At 54.5% G+C, this 21,255-nt stretch carries 16 protein-coding genes; 1 reads left to right on the forward strand and 15 read right to left on the reverse strand.

Annotated features, from left to right (window positions below; translation table 11 throughout):
* Positions 1-479: 479 nt before the first annotated feature.
* From ACSEXS_RS19815 to ACSEXS_RS19850, 8 genes are all read right to left on the reverse strand, one after another.
* Complete coding sequence (locus ACSEXS_RS19815; protein ID WP_438434983.1) at positions 480-2,393, reverse strand: NAD(P)/FAD-dependent oxidoreductase; 1,914 nt, start codon at positions 2,391-2,393, stop codon at positions 480-482.
* A gap of 265 nt (positions 2,394-2,658) precedes the next feature.
* Positions 2,659-3,288: a polysaccharide deacetylase family protein gene (locus ACSEXS_RS19820; protein ID WP_438434984.1), complete on the reverse strand. Its 630-nt coding sequence runs from the start codon at positions 3,286-3,288 to the stop codon at positions 2,659-2,661.
* A 38-nt stretch (positions 3,289-3,326) separates the two neighbouring features.
* On the reverse strand, positions 3,327-4,184 hold the full coding sequence (locus ACSEXS_RS19825) for a carbohydrate ABC transporter permease (protein WP_438434985.1): 858 nt from the start codon (positions 4,182-4,184) through the stop codon (positions 3,327-3,329).
* Positions 4,185-4,196: 12 nt separating this feature from the next.
* Positions 4,197-5,066: a carbohydrate ABC transporter permease gene (locus tag ACSEXS_RS19830; protein ID WP_438434986.1), complete on the reverse strand. Its 870-nt coding sequence runs from the start codon at positions 5,064-5,066 to the stop codon at positions 4,197-4,199.
* Positions 5,067-5,136: 70 nt separating this feature from the next.
* A complete protein-coding gene (locus ACSEXS_RS19835; RefSeq protein WP_438434987.1) occupies positions 5,137-6,456 on the reverse strand; it encodes an extracellular solute-binding protein in 1,320 nt (439 codons plus the stop codon).
* Positions 6,457-6,571: 115 nt separating this feature from the next.
* On the reverse strand, positions 6,572-8,152 hold the full coding sequence (locus ACSEXS_RS19840) for a response regulator transcription factor (RefSeq protein ID WP_438434988.1): 1,581 nt from the start codon (positions 8,150-8,152) through the stop codon (positions 6,572-6,574).
* Positions 8,140-9,975, reverse strand: a complete 1,836-nt coding sequence (locus ACSEXS_RS19845) for a cache domain-containing sensor histidine kinase (RefSeq protein ID WP_438434989.1) — start codon at positions 9,973-9,975, stop codon at positions 8,140-8,142. The genes ACSEXS_RS19840 and ACSEXS_RS19845 overlap by 13 nt, the downstream gene beginning before the upstream one ends.
* A 240-nt stretch (positions 9,976-10,215) precedes the next feature.
* Positions 10,216-12,126 carry a carbohydrate-binding protein gene (locus ACSEXS_RS19850; protein WP_438434990.1) on the reverse strand — a complete coding sequence of 637 codons (1,911 nt, stop codon included), beginning with the start codon at positions 12,124-12,126 and terminating at the stop codon, positions 10,216-10,218.
* 449 nt (positions 12,127-12,575) lie between these two features.
* Here ACSEXS_RS19850 and ACSEXS_RS19855 point away from each other — a divergent pair, with 449 nt between their 5' ends.
* Positions 12,576-13,142, forward strand: a complete 567-nt coding sequence (locus ACSEXS_RS19855; protein WP_438434991.1) for an O-acetyl-ADP-ribose deacetylase — start codon at positions 12,576-12,578, stop codon at positions 13,140-13,142.
* A 132-nt stretch (positions 13,143-13,274) separates the two neighbouring features.
* On the opposite strand, the gene ACSEXS_RS19860 is transcribed toward ACSEXS_RS19855, so the two are convergent.
* From ACSEXS_RS19860 to ACSEXS_RS19890, 7 genes are all read right to left on the reverse strand, one after another.
* Positions 13,275-14,105: a hypothetical protein gene (locus tag ACSEXS_RS19860; protein WP_438434992.1), complete on the reverse strand. Its 831-nt coding sequence runs from the start codon at positions 14,103-14,105 to the stop codon at positions 13,275-13,277.
* 79 nt (positions 14,106-14,184) lie between these two features.
* Entirely contained in the window at positions 14,185-15,132 is a 948-nt protein-coding gene (locus ACSEXS_RS19865; RefSeq protein WP_438434993.1) for a tRNA dihydrouridine synthase, read from the reverse strand.
* Positions 15,133-15,249: 117 nt separating this feature from the next.
* Complete coding sequence (locus tag ACSEXS_RS19870; RefSeq protein WP_438434994.1) at positions 15,250-15,546, reverse strand: hypothetical protein; 297 nt, start codon at positions 15,544-15,546, stop codon at positions 15,250-15,252.
* Positions 15,547-15,806: 260 nt separating this feature from the next.
* The gene (locus ACSEXS_RS19875) at positions 15,807-17,438 is read right to left on the reverse strand and encodes an amino acid permease (RefSeq protein WP_438434995.1); all 1,632 of its coding nucleotides are present in this window, start codon (positions 17,436-17,438) and stop codon (positions 15,807-15,809) included.
* An 88-nt stretch (positions 17,439-17,526) separates the two neighbouring features.
* Positions 17,527-18,261 (reverse strand): ethanolamine ammonia-lyase subunit EutC, encoded by a 735-nt coding sequence (gene eutC, locus ACSEXS_RS19880; protein WP_438434996.1) that lies wholly within the window; start codon positions 18,259-18,261, stop codon positions 17,527-17,529.
* Between the two features lie 6 nt (positions 18,262-18,267).
* Complete coding sequence (locus tag ACSEXS_RS19885; protein ID WP_438434997.1) at positions 18,268-19,638, reverse strand: ethanolamine ammonia-lyase subunit EutB; 1,371 nt, start codon at positions 19,636-19,638, stop codon at positions 18,268-18,270.
* Positions 19,635-21,110 (reverse strand): ethanolamine ammonia-lyase reactivating factor EutA, encoded by a 1,476-nt coding sequence (locus tag ACSEXS_RS19890; protein ID WP_438434998.1) that lies wholly within the window; start codon positions 21,108-21,110, stop codon positions 19,635-19,637. Before ACSEXS_RS19890 ends, ACSEXS_RS19885 begins: the two co-directional genes overlap by 4 nt.
* Positions 21,111-21,255: the final 145 nt, after the last annotated feature.

The following is a 21,255-nucleotide window of genomic DNA, read 5'->3' on the forward strand; positions in this document are numbered from 1 at the left end:
TTTCCGGTCCAGGTCTCAGGAGTCTTTAGGAATACTCTTCCTGAGGGCTGCCCTTGGGAAAAATCTCCCGGTTCCAGAAGCTTGTCCGGATAAAACTCCCAATCTCCCCTAAGCGTGGCCATCCCATGCTGCGGCAGCCCGATATCTCTTAGGTCCAAAACGCCTTGTTCCGCCAAAGGCGCATTTCCCTTTTCAACCAATCCCTCATAAAGCAAAGACAATAAAAGCGCAAGGGCTACCAGAATCGAAACGATGCCTATCCATTTTCCCGACGGTTTCACGATTCCGCTCCCTTGTACAAAAAATTCCAGTATCACTATCATACGATATCAAGCTCACAGAAAACTCACAAGAATGTCCAAAATTAAGGAGATTTCAATCCCTCTCCTTTTTGGGGGCACAAAAAATCCCTCCCGATCTACCCGGAAGGGATCATACCTGAGCGCAGAAGACGCGCTTTGTTATTGCACTATAACATTCTAAAAGCTCAACACCGCTTCATGGGCTTCGTGCACGGCATCCAGCACTTTCCGGACTTGAACGCTGTCGCCGACATTCACAATCTTTACTTTATCCTGCAAAGCGTGGAACAACTGCGTGTTGGGCAGGAAGCCCATGGCCAGGACCACATTGTCGCAAGGCAGGGTCTCTTCCTGTCCGGCCGTCTGCACGGTGATGGCTTGGTCGTGGATCTCGGCCAGCGTGCAGGAGGTTTTAAAGGTGATCCGAGGATGCTGCAGCATCTGCTTGAGCATCATCGCATTCTGAATGAAGATCGGTTCCGGCAGGATCCGGTCCGCCCGTTCGATCACCGTCACGTTCTTTCCGTTGTTCGCCAGCACCAGCGCCGTCTCGCAGCCGACCAGGCCAGCGCCGATCACCGCCACATTCTCCCCGATATAGGCGGTGTTCTGCAGGACGTCCGTGGCCGGGGCGACATGAGCTTTGTCAATCCCCGGGATGGACCGCGGACGGAGCGGTGCGGCTCCCGTCGCATGAATGACGAGATCCGGCTGGTAGTCCAGCACAGCTTGCTCCGTTGCTTCCATGCAGTACCGGACGCGGATCTTCCGGTTCTTCAGCTCGGTGGCGTAATAGTGCAGCAGCTTTTCGCCATCCCGCTTGAACGAGGGCAGGCAGGCGTTGTAGAAGTTACCGCCCAAGCGTTCCTTCTTCTCCCAGATCTCCACATCGTGGCCGGCTTCGGCCGCCGACAAGGCAGCCTGGCACCCGCCGGGGCCAGCGCCGATAACCAGCACGCGCTTCGGCTTGGCAGCCGGGGCCAGCCGCTTCTGATTCTCGTAACCGGCCAGCGGGTTCACCGCACACTTGATGCTCTCACCTTCCGCCACACTCTTGATGCAGCCTTCGTTGCAGTAGATGCAGGAACGAATCTCATCCGACCGGTTGTCCCTCACTTTGTTAGGGAAGTCCGGGTCAGCCAGGAAAGCCCGGGCCACGCCGACGATGTCGAGCCAGCCGTTCTGAAGCGCCGCCTCGGCCTTGGCGATGTCACCCAGCCGGCCGTTCGTGATGACCGGCAGCGAGGTGTGCTCCTTCACCGTCCGGGCGGCCAGGAGCTGCGGTACCGCCTCCTGCTGATAGATCGGCGGCATCGCCATGTACCAGTTGTCATGGCAGCCGGCATCCACATGCAGGGCATGAACGCCCCTCTGCTCGAGCAGCTTGGCGATCTCGATCCCTTCCTCCATCCCCCGGTACCCGAGCTCCGGCGGCAGGAAGTGACAGGGCGTGAACTTCACCAGCAGCGGAAAGTCCTTGCCGAGCGCCAACTGAATCCCGTCGATGAGTTCACACAGAAACCGCATCCGGTTCTCAAAGCTGCCGCCATATTCGTCCGTGCGGATATTCCAGCGCGGAGTCATGAATTTGTCCGTCAGATACCCGCCGTACGCGTGGAGCTCGACGGCATCGACTCCCGCCTCCTTGGCAAGTGTGACCGTTCGGACTACCTCGTCTTGGATGAACCGGATTTCCTCCCGCGTCAGCTCCTCGAACGAGATAGCCGCTCCCGGGTACAAAGGCAGAGCCGATGCGCTTGCCGGTTTGGTTCGGCCCGGACCCACTCCGCCGAGCCCTACCCCCGGCATGATCTGGATACAGACCTTGCAGTCGTAGCGATGAGCTTGTTCGACCAACTGCTTGAAGCCATCGAAGCTCTCTTCGGTCAGGGTGGAAGAGGGACCGTGGCCGTCGATGGCTTCCGTCGCAATGATATTTGTGAGCAGCATGGAGGCGCCGCCCTCCGCCCGCCGGACATAATAGTCGATGGTTCGCTCGTCGAAATTGCCGAGCTCCGGGCCCATCGCCGCCATAATAAACCGATTCTTCAGTTGCAGGTTTCCGATCTGGATGGGTTCTAAGGATTTCATGACCAGCCTCGCTTTATGATTGTGAATTGTAGTACATGCGGGAATTGTAACACCTTGCATGGATTAAAACAATCCATTTAAAACAAATTGTTTTAATCTTCACATTTCCCGTCTCCCGCTCGCAAAGAAACCCTTCGCCACTCCCGAAAGCAAAAGAAGCGGTCCCTGCCGTTGGCTCAGGATCGCTTCTATTCTTCGGAAGGGAAAGCCGATCTTCTTCTCCTCTCAGCTTCGGCTTTCAACGGCCCCGCTTGTCGGATGAAGGCTATGCTATCGGGTTAGAGAGTGCCGTCAGCTCGCTTACGGTCACGAACCGGTACCCCTCGGCAGCAAGCTCCTCCACCAGCACCCGGACTGCCTCGATCGTCTGCTCTCGTTTGCCATACCCGTCATGAAACAGCAGAATGCTGCCCTTGCCCAACACTCGCCGCGTATGATCGAGAATATACTCGACGCCGGGTTGTTCCCAGTCCTTCGCCTCTCCGTTCACCGCTCCAATCGATTGGTACCCCATGTCTGCCGCAAGAGAAAGGATGTCTTCATTTACGGCAAAATACGGAGGTCTGAAGGTCAGCACGGGCTTCCCTGTTATACGGCGTATCTTCTCATCCATCTTCTCTACTTCCGCACGCGCTTCCTCCAGCGTCAGCTTTGTCAGATCCGGATGCGACCAAGTATGATTGGCGATCTCATGCCCGGCGGCATGGACTTCTGCGGCGATCTCCCCGTATGCATCCAACTCCTGTCCGATCATGAAGAACGTTGCTTTGCCATTAGCCCGGCGGAAAATGTCCAGCAGTTGCTTCGTATATACCGGATGCGGACCATCGTCAAAGGTAAAGGCGACCGCCTTTTCCTGGGTCGCAACCTGATGGACCAATGAGATACCAGCCATTCGAACCATCCCTCTCTTATCCTAGAAAATGTATGCCCCTAGCCTTTGACAGCGCCTGCAATCATGCTTTCCTGTACCTGCTTGTTAAGCAGCAAATAGATGATGACCGTGGGGATTGTCGTGATCATGAGCCCCGCCCCGATGATTCCCCACTGCGTAATGTAAGTCCCCACCATCGACATCATGCCAACCGTTAGGGTCTGATAAGAGGCTTTATTAATGAAGGTTACGGCAAACATCAACTCGTTCCAGCAGGACAGGAAGGAGAATATGGCAACCGTTGCGATAGCCGGGCGGACAAGCGGCAGGATAATCGAAAAGAAGGTTCGATAAATGCCGCTTCCGTCCATGACCGCAGATTCCTCCAGCTCGCGGGGAACTCCCTTAAAAAAGCTGCTTAAAATAAAGACGGCCAACGGAATGCCAAACGCTACGTAAGGGATAATCAAGGACCAGTAGGTGTTCAGCAAATGAAAATGCTTCAGAACCATAAAGAGCGGCAGCAGCGCTGCGTGAATCGGCACCATCATGCCCAGAAGGATCAGGGTCATCGTTGAATTGCTGAGCTTCCAGTTCATTCTTGTAATGGCATAGCCGGTCATGGAAGACAAAATTAAAATCAGGATAATGGAAGCAGCCGTTACTAAGATGCTGTTAAAGAAATAAGTCAACACGTGCCCGTCTGATAAAGCCCGGGCATAGTTGCTCCAAAGAAACTTTTTGGGCAATCCCGCCACATGGCCGCTGAAGATCTCGCTATTGTCTTTCAGGGAGAAAAACGCAAGCCAGACCAGGGGATAGAGTTGGATGATGGCCACCACGATCAGAAATGCCTGTAAGAGGAGCTTTCCCATGAATTTCGGCTTTTTGGATGACAAGGCTTCTGTATGATTCATCGGTTCTCCCTCCTACTCGGTCTTGAAAAATTTATTGATGATAACCGTAAAGACCAAGCATTCCAGAATAATGAATACGGAAATTGCACTTCCATAGCCATACTTGTAGGTGTCGAAAATGGTCGTGTACATCAAGGTACTCGGCACTTCGGTGGAGAACAAAGGCCCCCCGCCGGTTAACACATAAACCAGATCAAATACCTTAAAGGCACCGATCACCGAAAAGACGAGACATACTTTGAGAATGGGCCTCATGAGCGGGATGGTAATCGAGAATGCGGTTCGGACTCGAGAAGCCCCATCCATTTTGGCTGCCTCGTTTATATCCTGCGAAATTGATTTTGCCCCGGCGTACATCAGCAGCATGTGATAACCGACGTACTGCCATAGAGTCGGGATAAAAGAAGCGGCAAGAGCGGTTTTTCTTTGCCCAAGCCAGTCTTGGGCAAACCTCGAAAGACCTACGTTTTCAAGCAAGGTGTTCAAAAGACCGTAGTCCGCGTTATAGATTTTGGACCACAATTGGGCGATCACGACGGTCGAGATCAGCACCGGAATGAAATACACCGTACGGTAAAAGCCTTCCCCTTTGACCGTCGACGCCAGAATAAGGGCCAGCAAGAGGGAGATGGGCAATTGAATAAATATAGAAGCCGCTGCGAACAGCAGGGAATTTTTGACGGAATTCATCGCTCTTGAATCCGCAAACATGTGGGCGTAATTTTGCAGCCCGACAAAGGTACCTTTGCCCACGCCATTCCAGTCCAATAGACTGTAATAACTGGAGATAAAGATGGGAACCAATACAATGGCACAAAAAACAATGAGTGTGGGAAGAACAAATATCGCAATGGCCGTTTTATTGGAAAAAACAGAATTCATGGTCGTTCCCCTCTCAAAGATGTGGTCAGGAATCCTCCTGACCACATCTTGTTTGGCTAAATTCGTGTTGTTAAAAATTTAGTTCAGTCGGTTTGAGCTGTGCCATCTGCTTGCAGAACTCGGCCGGGGTAATCTCCCCTGACAGGAGCTGTGCGATCAAGTTCTTGTGCGTTTCGGCGGATTCGGCAGGGAGAATGTTATCCCACCAGCCGATAAACGAGGTGGCCGTCTTCATAATATCCGCAGCGGACCGGTCAAGCGTCGACAAGCTGGAGGTATCCAGCCCATCGATATTCCAGCTGGGCAGCCCTGCACCGGCGAGATAGCCTTGCGTTCCAAGCTGCTCGCTCAAGTACATCAAGAAATCAACCGCTTCCTTCGAATGCTTGGTCGTCTTGCTGATGTAGAAGCCATCGACGGCGCCGCCGAAAATCTCGGTGCTTTTCCCTTTGCCGTCCTCAAACACCGGGAAAGGAATAACTTTCACCTTGCCCTTGGTCGCTGCGGACGGGTCCTCGATGCCGGCGTTAACCCAGTTGGCTTGGAACATCATCGCCCCGCTGCCCGCGTTAAAGGCACCGAGCATTTCATCATAACTCATGCTTAACATGCTTTTGTTGAAGGCCCCTGCCTTGGCCAGCTCCTGCATCTTGGTCGCCGCCGCAACAAAATCGGGCGAATCCCACTTGGCGGGATTCTTGAACGCTTCCATGACGGCGTCATGTCCTGCCTGGCGCATCGCAATCATGTCGTACCAATACATGCCGGGCCAGCGATCCTTCTCACCGATGAGAGCCGGAGTAATTCCGGCTGCCTTCAGTTTCTCGACTGCAGCAAGCAGCTCCGTATAGGTGGTCGGAATTTTGGCTCCCGCTTTATCGAACAGCTCGGTATTCACATAAAGATTGGCAATATGCGTATAAACCGGAAGCGTATAGATTTTGCCATTTGTTTCAATGGCTTTGGCCATTCCCGGAGCCATTCTTGCCTTGACCTCATCCGTTAAGTAGCCGGAGATTTCAAGAACATTCCCGGATTCGATATAGGGCTGCATAAAGCTGCCGCCACCCATTCCGTAAAAAATATCAGGAGCTTCGGACGCGGCCAACGATGTTTTGATTTTGGTTTTATACTGTTCGCCGGTTGTCCCTGTCCGTTCCACTTGGATGTTCGGATGATCATTGTTCCACTTCTCGATGATTTTCGGCAGCAGCTTAGCCGATGGATCGGTATTGCCTACAGACTGATCCCAAAGCGTCAGTTTAACGGAACCGCTTTCATTTCCTCCGGAAGACTTTCCCCCGGATGAATCGGATGAACATGCGGCAATACTGCCCGCCATCCCCACTGCTAACAGAACACTCACCGATTTCTTTAACAACGCTTTCATTTCTTGCCCTCCCTTTTTGATTGGAAGAATCTATAGACAGTTTAGGCAATTCCCCAAGACAACTCCATGCAAAATCCGCACATTCCCTTTTAAAATTCGAACATCTCCCCGACCGTCATTTGCTGCAACGGTATTCCATCATGGACCGGCCGTTCGTTTTCTTAAAGAGCGTACTGAAATAATGAGGATCAGTGATTCCAACCTGTTCCCCAATCTCGTATCCCCTTAAATCGGTCGTTTTCAGAAGGGTTTCCGCCCGTTTCATCCGAATAGCGGTTAGGTATTCCACGAAGGTCTGGCCTGTTTCTTTTTTCATTAACCGGCCCAAATGACCCGGGCTGACAAAGAAAGCCGCAGCGGTGCTGGCCAAACCCAGTTGGGGATCGTGCATGTTGCATTCCAGGTATTCCTTCACTTGGCTGATCAAATTGCCGTCCTTGGCTTGTCGGTTGACTTGAATGGCCTCGGTAACATGCAAGACATAGTTCTCCACGATTCGCATGACATCCGGTAAAGTATCTGCCGTCATAAGAGCGCCCAGCGCGTCTTTGCTCAGCGCTTGTTCATCCTCAAGCTGCTGTTCGATCGTCGCGCGCTGGCATTCGGTGATTACCCCCATGGCCGCCATACGGAATTGAGCCACGCCGGAAAACGAAGCATCAAAAAAGAGCCTCAAGAGCTCCATCGCACGGTGGGACGAGCCGACGCTCACATAAAACCCCAATTGACGAAGCAGCTCCGGGTTTGGCCGATCGGGCTTTTCCCCAACGTCCACCCTATCTTCGATGCAAACCACTTGATTGTGTCCAACAAAGGCCTTGTCCTGAACCGCACGGCAAGCCTCCTGGTACCCCAAGTGCGCTTCAGCGATATTCTCGCGTCTCCGCCCGATCCCTATGCATGCCGTACAGGTTGAAGAGCCAATCAAGTGGGCGATCAGCGATTTGCACGCTCCGACAGAATCTTCCTTCGGGTTAAAAAAAATCAGGACATATCGAGTTCGGGTCTCCGATAGAATCACGGCCTGGGCATTTCCCCGGAAAAAGGCATGCAGGCTGTTATGGCATTCCATTGCCCAGACCAGCAACTGTTCCTCGGCCTGGTTCTCAACTGGCGGGGAAAGCTCGATGACGGCAATCTGAAACGCTCCTCCCTGGAGGAGTTCAGGCAGTTTGAAATCGGAGGCCTTATCTTGGATTTCTGCTTTTGTAAGAGCTCCTTCCAACCATTGGTGCAAAAATTTTTCTCTGAGATACGGGAAATTCCGCTCCAAGTCCCTCTTCAGCTTCTCCAGTTCTTTTTCGCGCGTACGCTCTGCCGCAAGTATTCCTTTAAGCTTGTCGGTTACATGGAGCAAGTCCGTTGCCCGAATCGGCTTCAGGATGAAATCGGAAATCCCGATTTTAATGCCCTGCTGAGCGTACGCAAATTCATCATGGCCGGTAACGACTACGATTTTTATATGCGGATACTTCTTCAATACCCGGCCGCTAAACTCGATTCCATTGATATTCGGCATATAAATATCGGTAAAAATAATATCCGGTCTTAATCTATCCACCAGCTCCAGTGCTTCCTCGGCATTGGAGGCTTCGCCAACGATACTCAGGCCTTGATTCTCCCAGTCGATCCGCATTCGCAGCAGATTTCGGATAAGATACTCATCGTCAACAAGTAAAACCTTCAGTTTCTCCATGAGGGATCTACTCCATTCGGTATGGTTAGCAGGATCGTGGTGCCCTTCCCCGACTCGCTTTCAATCTGGATACAATCTTTATCTCCATAAAAAATTCGCAAACGTTCCATGGTTCCCCACAGGCCAAAGCTTTTGATCTGACCCTTTCTTTCGGTACGCAGAATTTGCGCAACCTCTTCTTCCGCCATGCCGACACCATCGTCGGAGATGGATATTCTTACAGCCCCATCCCTGTTTTTCACGTTGATCTGAATGAGGCCTTTTGTTCCTTTTGGCCGTATGCCATGGTACAGGGAGTTTTCAACCAACGGCTGCAAGACCAGCTTGGGAATCGGGGTTTGACTGCAGCCCTCTTCCATCTCCATTTGCACCTCAAACCCATCATAATAACGTACCTTTTGAATTTTCAAATAATTCCGAACCATTTCCACTTCTTCCCCAAGCGTAATCACATCCTGGCCTTTGCTCACGCTCAATCGGTAATAGCTTCCCAACGCCTCAATCAAATCACAGACCTGATCATTTCGTCCCGACAGTGCCAAGGAAGTAATGGAATCCAGCGTATTGTATAAGAAGTGAGGTTTAATCTGGGATTGCAGCGCGTTCAGCTCCGCTCTGCGTATCGTCTTCTGCTCTTCCATCATACGTTTCAGCAGCTGGTCGATCTGCTCGATCATATGGTTGTATCCATTGTACAGCTGTTGCAGCTCGAAGCTCTTTTGCTCGGAGTTTACTTTCATGAAGCTTCCGCTTGGAGCTTTGTTCATGGATCGCAAGAGCTTATGAATCGGCTTGATAATACTGCGTGAAATGATGAAGGAACTCAGGAAAAAAATCGTTCCGTTCACAATAAGCAGAACCAGCGCAAGGAGTACAAGCGATTTGTTTCGTGAATCGATGGTATGGTGCGGGGAGAAGCTCACAAATTTCCAATGGGTATCCCCGCCCGAAAGATAAGTAACGGAATACTTCTGAGAACCTAAGTTCATGGTAAAGAAACCCGCGGGGCTCTGCCGGAATTGCTGCTCCATCTTGGCTTGGTTGGACAGAATCTCATTCAAGACCGCCTTGCTTTGGTCATCGGCGGAGTCGGCCACGATGGTCCGATTGTTTTCATCCAATATGGCAATTTGCAAGGAATTCTGATTCAACAAATTCGAATACGCCTGTACAAAGGCGTCATCTTTGATATTAATGACCAGCACCCCGAGGGGAGATGTATTGTCGAGGTCTCGGATCAACCGAATAAAGGATACCGAATGGTCGTCCTTCTCGTCGGCTGCCCCCGCCGGAAACGCCGGGTTGTTCGTTACTTTCAGTAGGTATTTCCCCTTATTGTGAACCACCTGCTCATACCAGGGAGCATCCTTGATGTTGGCTTCCACGAAAGTCGGCAATTCCTGGGTTCCAACAGAAAACCGATGTCCCGAATTGTCGTAGATGTGAACCGAATCAATAATGGGAACCGCTTGCATCAGATTATACAAGTAGCTGCTGACTTTGGACTGGGTTTGCAGGTTGGCGTACACGTCCCCTTGCCTCAATAGATTTTGCAGATTATGATCGGAAAATATCATCTTCGAATAGTTGTTTACATTGCCAATCACCAAATCGACATTGGTCTGGATGGAGGTAACCGTTTGCATGGAGGCTTCGTTGATTTTTCGTTGGGCCGAACTCGAAGAGATTTGGCTCAGCACCAAATAACTGAGCCCTACCGTAAACAGAATAACCAAAAAGTAGGCAAACGGTATTTTGAACGCCAATTTTTTGGGTCTGCCCATCATAAACGACTTAAGGCTTTTCATCATCCGTACGATCACTGGTTGGCCTCCGTTTTTAGGACGTCCTCGCATAAATCTCATTATAGCCATAGCTCTCGCCTCCGGACAACGTGAAATCAAGCCGCCGACAAGCACGGTAACGGTTACCTGGAGCGGCAATAGAAAAAGCGATGAAGCTTTCGCTCATCGCTTTTCTTTGCGGGCACACTGCCCTTATTCCTGCTAGAGCCTGCTGACGATCCAACTCAACCCTCTGTTTCTCCCTTCCCTGCAGGTGGGTTAATAATTCGTCGTAAACTCCAGGTAATCCACGTAGGCATCCCAGGTTCCGTTATCGGTGGTCACGGTCAGGCTGAGCTCCTGATTGCCGGTCCCATGAACGACATTGGGCAGAGTTTGCACCGTCGGCGTCGTTCCGGTGAAATAGAAGGAGCCGACGGTCGTTCCGCCAATTTTCAAATCCACCCGGGCCGTACCGGAGTTGCTCGAAGCGCCGCGGAGAGAGAAATTGTGGTTGGGATAGGCAAAATATTGGCTGTACGCGGCAGAGTCCTGATTGGCGTACAGCGCGACACCGCTGAACGGAGAGCTGATCTTCCCGGCGTAGGTGCCTCCGAGGGTCATCGACTCGGCCTCCACGCGGGTACCGGCCGTCGCACCGGACGCCGTAAACTGCCAGTAATCCAGATTGAACAGGTTGCCGGACCCCGATCCGGTAAAGACAAAGAAGACCCGGTGCACGCCCGTTGCGCCGCTTACCGTCGTCTCGAGCTCCTTCCAGGATTGCGTTCCTCCGGTCGAGCCGACAGCCAGCGTTCCAACCAGGGGGCCGGTAGCGCTGTCCAGGCGGATCTCGATGTTGCCTCCTGTAGCGGAAGCGACGTTGGCTTTAAACGTCTGGGCTCCCCCGGAGCCGAAGTCCACATTCCCTACGGCAACCCAGTCTCCGTTGTTGATGTTGGTGACATCCCGGTTGTTGAACGGACCGCCTGCCGCTTGACTGGCCTCGGTGGCAATGCCGGCATTCCACCCGATCGTCTCCGCCTCGACGCGGGTATACGGATTCAGGTTGGCGATCTGCGGGATACCGGCCATATCCCCCTGAACCTCCTGGATGGTACCATCGGAATTGTACACAAGCTTGTTGATATGCGGAGACCGGTAGCCTTTGCCGTCGCCCAATTGAACCTTGCTGACCGTTGAGGCGTGGTAGACGATATACGATTGGTTGTTAAAGGTAAAGACGGCATGGTGGTTATTGCCGCCCACTCCGAAGAAGGTATAGGGATTTTTCAAGAAATGGCCTTTGTACGTAAAAGGTCCCATCGGGCTGCTGCTCACCATGTAGCCGATCTCGCCCGCCGGATAGGCCGCCGGATGGGTGCCGGAAAAATTGATGCAGTAGGAGTAATAATACTTGCCGTTATCCTTATGAATCCCGGAGTCTTCAAACATGTAAGGCGCATCGATCATGACGGCGCTCCCATCGACGGAGGTCATATTCGCGCCCAGCTTGATCACTCTGGCCGTCTTGGGATTCGCAATGGAGGCCGGGTCCGAGGTGTTGGGAATCCCCCCGCCCATATACAGGTAGCCTGTCCCGTCATCGTCTACCAACACGGCCGGGTCGAACAACCAAGTCACTCCGGACATTCCCGGCGTGCCGGTGGTAACAAGCGCCTTGCCGAGAGGATCGGACCACGGCCCAACCGGCGAATCGGATGTCAGCACCCCGATCCCCGATGCGCCGTTTGCAAAATAGAGGAAGAACTTGTCCTTGCCTCCGATGGATTTGCGCGCAACGGACGGCGCCCAGGAGAGAGAGGCCCATTTGGCAATACCGGCCCCCTGATTGGCGTTGTTGTAGCCTGCCACGGGAATCGAGCCGTGATCGGTCCAGTTCACCATATCCGCAGAGGAAATGACGTTGATTCGGTTCAAGGCGCTGAAGTCGTTATCCTTGATCGATCCGTCCGCATTGTGCACATACTCATCGCTCGACATGTAAATGTAGACCCTGCCGTTATAGACCAAAGCGAAGGGGTCCGCCCCCAATTTGTGATCCATCAGGGGATTCGAATTTCCCGGAAGCTTGGCCGTTGCATTATTGGCAGCAAATACGTCCGACATCGAGAAACCGCTCAGCACCAGGGCAAAAATCAATAAAAACGCACTTACCTTCTTAACCATCGTTTCATCTCCTCCTTCGGATATTGGCTTGGTTCCCGGCTTCGGTGAAGGCTGGCTTCGCTTGCTCCTTTCCTCCATTTGGAATAAATTGGTGGGATAACCCTTATTATAAAGCACTTTCATTTCCATTTAAATGGGTTTGAATGAAAAATGGAAATTAATTTACAGATAAGAACGCGAAAAAGTGGCCCCGGCTGAAAAGAACCTCCAGCTTCGAGAAAAAGGTGCACACGAGCCGGAGAACAACGCCTATCGGTTCTCGGTTTCTCAGCCCGGAGATGAAATCGAGAATTTGCTTTCGAAGATTCGTTTTCTGGGAAAACGGGTTCAAGTTATCGAGGGGGATTACCTGAAGATCAGAATGCTCGAGGCAGCATCGAAGGCATTGGAACGGTGGAGCCGTTACGACCCAGGATGAGCTATCTCATGATTAGGAGGAGGAGTTACGCATGGAGTTCGGTGTACAGGTTCATCAAGCGAGGATTACCTTACTCAAAGGAGACATTACGAAAGTATCGGCTGACGTGATTGTCAATGCCGCGAACACAAGCTTGCTGGGCGGCGGTGGCGTGGATGGAGCCATCCATCGAGCGGGCGGCAAAAGCATTCTCGACGAATGCATAAAGATTCGGGAACGGCAAGGAGGTTGCCCGGTCGGCGAAGCCGTCATCACCACAGCCGGCAAGCTGCTTGCGTCCTATGTGATTCATACGGTCGGACCGGTATGGAATGGCGGTACCCATAACGAAGTGGAGAACCTGAAGAGTTGCTATCGGAATTCCTTGAAGCTCGCTTCCCAGTATGAAGCCCGGAGCATCGCTTTTCCGAATATCAGCACCGGGATTTATCGCTTTCCGAAGCCGCTTGCCGCTGAAGCTGCGCTAGAGGCCGTGGTTGACTTTTTGAGTGCTCGCGGGGATGAGCAGGGAAGCCTCGATCAGGTTCTTTTTGTTTGCTTCGATGAGGAGAATTACGATTTATATCGGAACGAGCTCAAAAAAGCGGCCACCAAATGAACTTGGAAAGGGAGAAAACCCGTCCACTGAACGGGTTTTCCGTATGAAGACAAACAAGCGGCTGGCAAAAATATAATTCGCCGCCGCATGACGTTCCGATGTTCGGGATAGTTAACCATTCAATGCCGCCTCTTAAGAGAACTTACCAAGGATTTTCCACACTGTTGATTGATGGTCCTCAAAATTGCCGCCGATATCAAGCTTCGCTTTTGTAGCAGCTGTCTTAAGCCCGACATTCACACCCAGATCATCCTCGTATCGAACCGTAAGCGAAAAGTCTTTCATACCGTATTTCAATCGTCCATCTGCAATCTGTTGCCACGTCGGTTCATGATGAAACCAAACCAGATTGGATGGAAGTTCATTTGCCGTGTTCCCGTTAAAATTCGCTGTGAAAAGAATCTCCGAACCAGAACTTCGTTTAGAAGAAGCCGCCGCTTCGCCTTCAACATTTACCTGCGGGATGGAAATATCCATTTTTGAGGAAAATTCTTTGGACCACCCTGTAACATGCTGAACCTCAATGTGGGTGGCCCCTAATGACATAAGTAAAATAACTGCCTCTGAGAATTTATGCTCAAACGTGAGACGGTGAAATTGGGCGAGCGGAAAATATACCTTTTCCGCAGCGGGATGGGCTATGTAAAGTACGCCAAACCTCGGGTGGCCGGGTGGGAATTTGATTTCCCTTGCATCGGATTGGGATACGGACAATGCTTGGATTCCCTGTTCACCGAGGTTAACGATACTCTTATAAAGTTCAATCGTAGCTTCCGCAATAATGAGCGGCGTGGGGAGCAAATAACGCGACAGCGATTTTACCGTTTTCCTGAACCCTGATTCTGCCTGTTCTTCTTTGTACCTTTGTTGTGCCTTCACTTCTGCATCGCTTAAAACCACAATCAGTTGCCGTTCGGCATAAGGGCGTGACAGTAAATCCACTTCTTGTTCAGCCTCTTTCAATCCCGACCTACCCCTCGTCTGGTTATAATAGTTTGCATGCTCTTAATTTCGACGAGTTGTTACAAATCCCTCCAACTGGCTAAACCCTGTCGACCAAAAGCTCCTGCTCCCGGAACAAGCGGGACACCGCTTCGTCGTAATCGAACAACCGTTCCGATTTCCGAATTCTCTTGACGTAAGGAGCGCCATCCGAGAACACCTGAATCATGTAGAACCACAATTCCTTCATTTTATACAGCACATTCTTGTCGCCGAAGAGGACGCCTTTATACCCCTCATAGACTTGATCATGAAAGTCCTTCAGCACGGCTTTGTCGATCTTCCTCTTGTCGGTAATGCCGCTAATCAATCCTGGATTGGACAATAGCCCCCTGCCAAGCATAAAGGTATCGACCGTAGGGAAACGAGCGGAACGCTCCTCATAGGCCCGGGTGGTAAAGATATCCCCGTTGTAGCAAACCGGGTTTTTGCTGTTCTTCAAGGCATATTCGAAGATGTCGAGATTCGGTGTATTGTTATAGAAATCCTTTTGGACGCGGGGATGAATGATCAGCTCTTCCAGCGGGTATTTGTTGTAAATCTCGAGCAGCGCATAAAACTCCTCCGGCTGGTCTTTTCCCAGCCTGGTTTTGATGGAGACCTTGGTCTCCGCGTGGGTGAAGATTTCCTCCAGGAAGTGATCCAGCTCTTCCCGCTTGGCCAGAAACCCCGACCCTTTGTGTTTGGATACGACCGTTCGCGAGGGACAGCCCAGATTGATATTGATTTCCTGATAGCCGATTCGCTGCAGCTTCTTCGCGGTATGAAGAAAGTCTTTGGCCTGGTTCGTCAGCACTTGCGGGATCAAGACCATCCCCTGATTATTCTCCGGCAGCAGGTCCTGCACGTCCCGGGTTTTGAAGCTTTCGTTTTGTTGGGGAACAATGAACGGGGAGAAGTATTTATCGACGTTCTTGAAAAAAGCATGGTGGACCTTGCGGTAGACATGGCCCGTCAGCCCCTCCATCGGGGCGAAGTAAAAGTTCATTCTGCGTATTGCTCCTTCATTCACGTCAAATTGCATTCTTATCCATTGTGCCGTGAGGATGGGCATTGGTCAATTGGTTTGTCCTATAAAAGAACGTAGTAAAACACCATAAGGCTTTTATTCAGTATGCTTGGACTTTTCAATTTCGCGTGAAATTTGAGCTGCCATTGAATCCATTTCCTCTTCCGCATCTTTCACAATACAATGAAGCACGATACTGGCAGCAAAAGATAAAATGGCAAAGATGAAAAATACAATCGTATCAATTATTCGCATCAGATGATTGGCAAAGCCATAATGAATGAGATCACTAAAGTTACTTAAACCATAAAATATAAAAGTCAAAACCATAAACAAAATACCGAGCAAAATCAAAACCATTTTCGCTTTATTTGTACGTTCAAAATACCACATCGAATCACCTCGCTTTTCATTTTTACGATGGCAACCAGAACCCGATCCGCATTAACCTTACCATTATTTCCCTTGCATTCAATGTGGCAGTTTGTTGACACGCCTGTTCCGCCAGAACCGAGTTTCCATCCCCTCCCCTCTGTCGACGATTCCCCGAACCCGGCAAGACGCCAAAAAAGCGGGTAAGAGGAAAACCCCTTACCCGCTTCTTCGTGCCGAATGGTTCGGCGCATCGCTTCTCTACACTCCGCTCCCCCTCGTCACTCCGCCGTCTCGCTCATGGTCGGGATCGGACGCGCAGGCAGAGCAGCCGAATCGGCCTGCCGCCCCATCCGGCTGCGCAGCTGCGCGTAGGTGCCGAGATGGGGTCCGGCAAACTTTTTCCTGGCGAACAACCCATACATGACAAGCAGCACGACGAACACCGCGCCGAAGACGAGACCGGTCGTATGATGCAGGGTGTACGTAGATGTCACGGCGACATCGCTCGGAGAAATCACGAACAGCACCGTGACGAACCCGATCCAGAGGATCGCCACCAGGTTGACAAGCGTGCTCCAGCCGCCCAGCGACCAGGGGCCGTTGTCCTCCTTGGTCCACACACCGCGAGCCTGAGCGTAAACCTTGAGCAAGAGCGGCATCCCATAGGAGAGGTACAGGCTGATGACACTGAGCGAGGTCACGATGGCGTAGACGTTGCTGGCGATCCCGCACAGGAAGGCAAGGAAACAGCTAAGCCAGATGGCATGGGCCGGGGTGCGGAACTTGGCCGATACCTTGTTCCATACGCGGGACAGCGGAAGTCCTCCGTCGCGGGAGAAGGCATAGATCATCCGGGAGATGGACGTGACGGACGACAGCCCGCAGAACCACATGGCAATCGTCACCATCCAGAGAATCACCCGCCCAAAGGTGCCGCCCATCGCCTGCTCGATCGCGACGATGAAGCCATTGCCGCCGGCTGCGGCCACTGCGCCTGCATCCGTGATGGAGAGGGTAACCATCGCAATCATCAGGAAGCCGAACACGCCCGACACGGCCACCGACAGGTACACGCCCCAAGGAGAGCGAACCTTGGCATCGACCGTCTCTTCGCTGGTGTGCGCCGAAGCATCATAACCGGTGTACGTCCATTGGGCTTGCAGCAGGCCGACCAGGAAGGCGAACCAGTAAGGCGTCGAGCTGTTCGTCGCCGTCGAGAAGCCCGTTTGGAACAGGTAGCTGACGTTTTGCTCCGGGCCAAAATAAATCAAGGCGGCGATCAGCACGCCCACGCCGACGATGTGGTAGATGGCGGACACGTTGTTCAGCCGGGCGACCAGCCGGATTCCCACGTGATTGAGCAGCGCATGGCTGAGCAGAATCACGCCGTACACCGTCAGCAGCTGCCCTTTGGTCGGCTCGCCGAACAGGAGCGAGGAAGCGAAGCCGGCGCAGCCGAAGTCGATGCCCGCCACGACGGTGACCTGGCCGATCATGTTGAACCAGGCCGAGAACCAGCCCCAGCTTTTGCCGCCGAGGATGGAGGTCCAGTGATAGATGGCTCCCGATGTCGGAATCGCGGATGTCAACTCCGCCAGCCCTGCCGCCACGAACAGGACGAAGATCGTCACGAGCGGCCAGCCCAGCCCCATGATCGCCGGTCCTCCCTGGCTGAAGCCGAAGCCGTACAAGGTCACCGCTCCGGTCAGGACGGAGATGATCGAGAAGGAGATGGCGAAATTGGAGAATCCGCCCATGTCCCTGAGCAGCTCCTGCTTGTAGCCGAAAGCGGACAAGCCCGTATCGACTATTCCCTGATTACGCGAAGCGGCAACCCCCCGGTTCGCCTTCATCCCCAGCCCCATCATGACTACCAGCATCAATGCGATCAACAGCACTCCCCAGATCATAGTCCCACTCCCCCTAATGGTTATCCAAGCTAAACGAACGAGGATCACACCCTGCATCAACCCTGGCAAAACGAAGCTTCAAGCGGCCTTACCGATCCAGCCCAACGCCGCTCGCCTTCTGCTCCAGCATGAGTCTGACCCGCGTCCCGATATGCGCACCCGCCTCCATCGGCGAGGTTCCGCCTCGGTGGATATTCGAGAGGACCAGCCGGTCGGAATCCGTCCGGCCCGTGCGGGGACGGTAGCACAAGTACGCGCTCATCGATTCGGCCGTCACGAGTCCGGGCCGCTCCCCGATCAGCAGAACGAGGCATTCGGGCTTCAAGAGATCCCCGATGGGGTCCATGCAGCCGACCCGGCCGCCCCTCACGAAAAAGGTCGTTCCCCATTCGAACCCCTGGAGGCGGAGAGAGTCGAGCAGCGCCGGATACACATCGCGGATGTTCGCTTCAATGCTGGCGGCGCTCAGTCCGTCCGATACCACAATTTGCACCTGGGGCTCCCGCTTGCACCGTTCCAGCAGCCGTTTCTCCGCTTCCGGATGAAGACGCCTCCCCAGATCCGGTCGCTTCAAATATTGCTCTTTGTTGCCGAAGCAGGTATCGACGCTGAAAAAGCCCATCTCCGCAAGCGTCCCGGGGCTCACCTCCCCGTATACCGAATCCACCGCCTGCGCATGGTCCAGCCGCAGCTCCAGCATCGTCTGCGTAAGCGGCCGCGTCCCGGTCCGGGATACGCCGATTCGCGCAGGCGTCGCCCGCTTCATCTCCTGCAGCAGCTGACTTTCAACCCGCTTTTCCGGCTCCAATCTGCTCTCGGTCACCCTTCCTCATCTCCCTTCCGCCAGCAGGAGCGGATTCCCCGCCCTCGCGGTGAGCCCGCCTCCTTCCGTGATGCCCTGCTCCTCCAGCCACCTGGCAAACTCAGGGGCGGGAGCGAGGCGGAGCAGCTCCCGGACGGTCGCGATGTCGTGATAACTGAGCGACTGGTAATTCAGCATGCAGTCGTCCGCCATCGGCACGCCGATCAGAAAATTGACGCCTGCCGAGCCGAGAAGCACGCTCAGATTGTCCATGTCGTTCTGGTCCGCTCTCATGTGGTTCGTGTAGCAGACATCGACTCCCATCGGAAGCCCATGCAGCTTGCCCATAAAATGGTCTTCCAGTCCGGCGCGGATCACCTGCTTGCTGTCGTACAGGTATTCCGGACCGATGAACCCGACGACCGTATTGACCAGGAACGGCCGATAAAGGCGGGCAAGGCCGTAGCAGCGAGCCTCCAGCGTAACCTGGTCGATCCCGTGATGGGCATTCGACGACAGCTCCGAGCCCTGCCCCGTCTCGAAATACCACCGGTTCGGGCCGGATGCCGTTCCCTCCCGGCGGATCAGGTCGTCCGCTTCGCCGAGGAGCGCCGCGTTAATGCCAAAAGCGGCATTTCCCGCCTCTGTTCCGGCCAGGCTCTGGAAGATAAGATCGGCGGGCGCCCCTTGCCGAATCGCCTTCATCTGGGTAGTGACATGGGACAGCACGCAATTCTGCGTGGGAATGCTCCACCTCTCCATAACTTCCTTCACGGCCAGGAGCAGCTCTCGCGTGTTCTCGGCGCTGTCCATGACCGGATTGATGCCGATCACCGCGTCTCCGATCCCATAGCTCAGCGCTTCGCAGAGAGAGGCCTTCATGCCCGCCGGCGAATCGGCGGGATGATTGGGCTGTGCCCGGCTGGCGAGCGTACCGGCGTGGCCCACCTCGGTGTTGCAGCGGGTCACGACCTCGATTTTTCCCGCCGCCTGGATCAGGTCGAGATTCGTCATCAGCTTCGCCGCCGCCGCGATCATCTCGCTCGTCAGCCCCTTCGACAAGCGCAGAAGCTGCTGCGAATCCGCAGCCGGACTCAGAAGGAATTCCCGGAGCTCGGCAACCGTCCACCGCTCCACCGTCCGGTAGACCGCTTCATCGACGCTCTCCTCGATCAGGCGGGATACCTCGTCTTGCTCCGGAGGAAGCAGCGGCTCGCTGCGAAAGCGGGACAGCGGCACTTCGGCCAAGACGAGCTTCGCGGCGATGCGCTCGCGCAGGTCCCGGGCGCCGACCCCGGCCAGCTCGTCGCCCGAGCGCTCCTCGTTCGCCTTGCCCATCACCTCCTTCAAACTGGTGAAGGTATAGGTCATTCCCGACAATGTCGTTTTCAGACTCACTCCATTCCCTCCCGTTTCGTTAGGGGAAAGACCAGCGTCTTGACGATCACCGGCACCGTCCGTCCCCCGATCTCTTCGCCGATGTCGACGTAATCGCCCGATTCCAGCCGGATCGGATCGATGCAGACGATCCGATTCCGCCCGGTCTGCCGCAGGGCAAGCAGGTTGCCAAGCGCTTGCCCGACATCGGTCTCGCAGACCACCACCCCGATCCGGCCTCTCCCAAGCACGCCGTCCCAGGCGCGGGAGATCGACTCCGCCAGAAGGGTCAAGGCCCGGTAAGTCGCGGCCGGACCGGAGCGGACGGCCAGCGCGAAAGGCGCAGCCCTTGCGGCCCCGGACGCCGCATTGTCAAACATCCGCATTCCCAGCGCGCAGATGTCCTGCAGCAGGCCCGGCCATTCTTCGGCGTCTGCCGGGAGCTCCACTGGCAGCGCCGGCACATTGCGCAGCGGCAAAGCAGCCGGATCTGCATGGATGGTCGAGCCGCTGAGCATCATGCTCTGTACCCCGGCGCCGATGACCGTGGCCCGCACCGTCTGCTCCGCAGGAAGCTGCCGCCAGGGATACTCCTGGGCCGCCTCCAGGAGGCAATGGGCGAGCAGCGGGCCCATATCGCCGTATCGGGCAGTCTCCGCGATCGTCTGCGGCGGCGGGGTCCGCATCAATTCCCCGATGCCGCCGGAGAATATCACCTCGTCGACCGGCGGCAGCCTCGTCGGAAGCGGGCCGAGGGCCAGCAGCGCGGACTCCTCGTCGGCCGGCTCTCCGGCCAGGTACCGCAGCAAGACGCGGCTGAGTCCGCTGCCGATCTCCCGCAGAAGCGGCAGCTCCGCTGTCATCCCGGGACAGAGCAGGATGCCGCGATAGCGGAGCCAAGCGCCAAGCGCTGGCGCGACATAGAGGATCTGCCCCTCCTCCGTCAGCCGCAGCAGCCGGCCGCCGACATGAAAGGTGACGGTGGCGATCGCTTTCCCTTGGCGGAACAGCGCGATGTTCGCGGTGCCGCCGCCGGTGTCGATGTTAGCCACGGTGCCGGGCACCGCCAGCGAGCGCCGATCCGCGCCGGCTCCCCTGCCAGCGAGTACTCCCTCGAGGTCGGGACCGGCGCTGGCCGCGACGAACCGGCCAGCCTCCCCCGCGAGCCGGTGAACGAGCGCCTCGGCATTGGACTTCGCCGCCGTCTCGCCGGTCACGAGGATGGTTCCGCTCCCGATGAGCTGCGGTTCAATGCCCGCGCAAGCATAGTCGGCGGCGACTAGGGCAGCCACGGCCTCCCCGTCAATCTCGCCGGTATCCAGAAGGGGGGTCAGCCGGACGGGACCGGCGAAGAGCAATTCCCGGCGGACGATCTCATACCGGGATAGCAGGAATCCCGCCGCTACTTCCTCGACGCGGAGCCGGCTTACAATCAGCTTGGTCGTGCTCGTTCCCAGATCCAATCCGATGCTGACGATCCACTCGCCTCCCATCCCGCCCCTCCTTCCCCATTAACGAATGAAACGTGAAAAGCCGCCGACCCGTCGACGGATTTGAGTTGCATTTTCCCATCCGTCGGTTATGTCAGGTAAATTTCCATAGTGAACTGCTATCGATCACTACGCCGCGCCAATGAAC

Source organism: Gorillibacterium terrae, from assembly GCF_051594785.1.
Lineage (GTDB): Bacteria > Bacillota > Bacilli > Paenibacillales > NBRC-103111 > Gorillibacterium.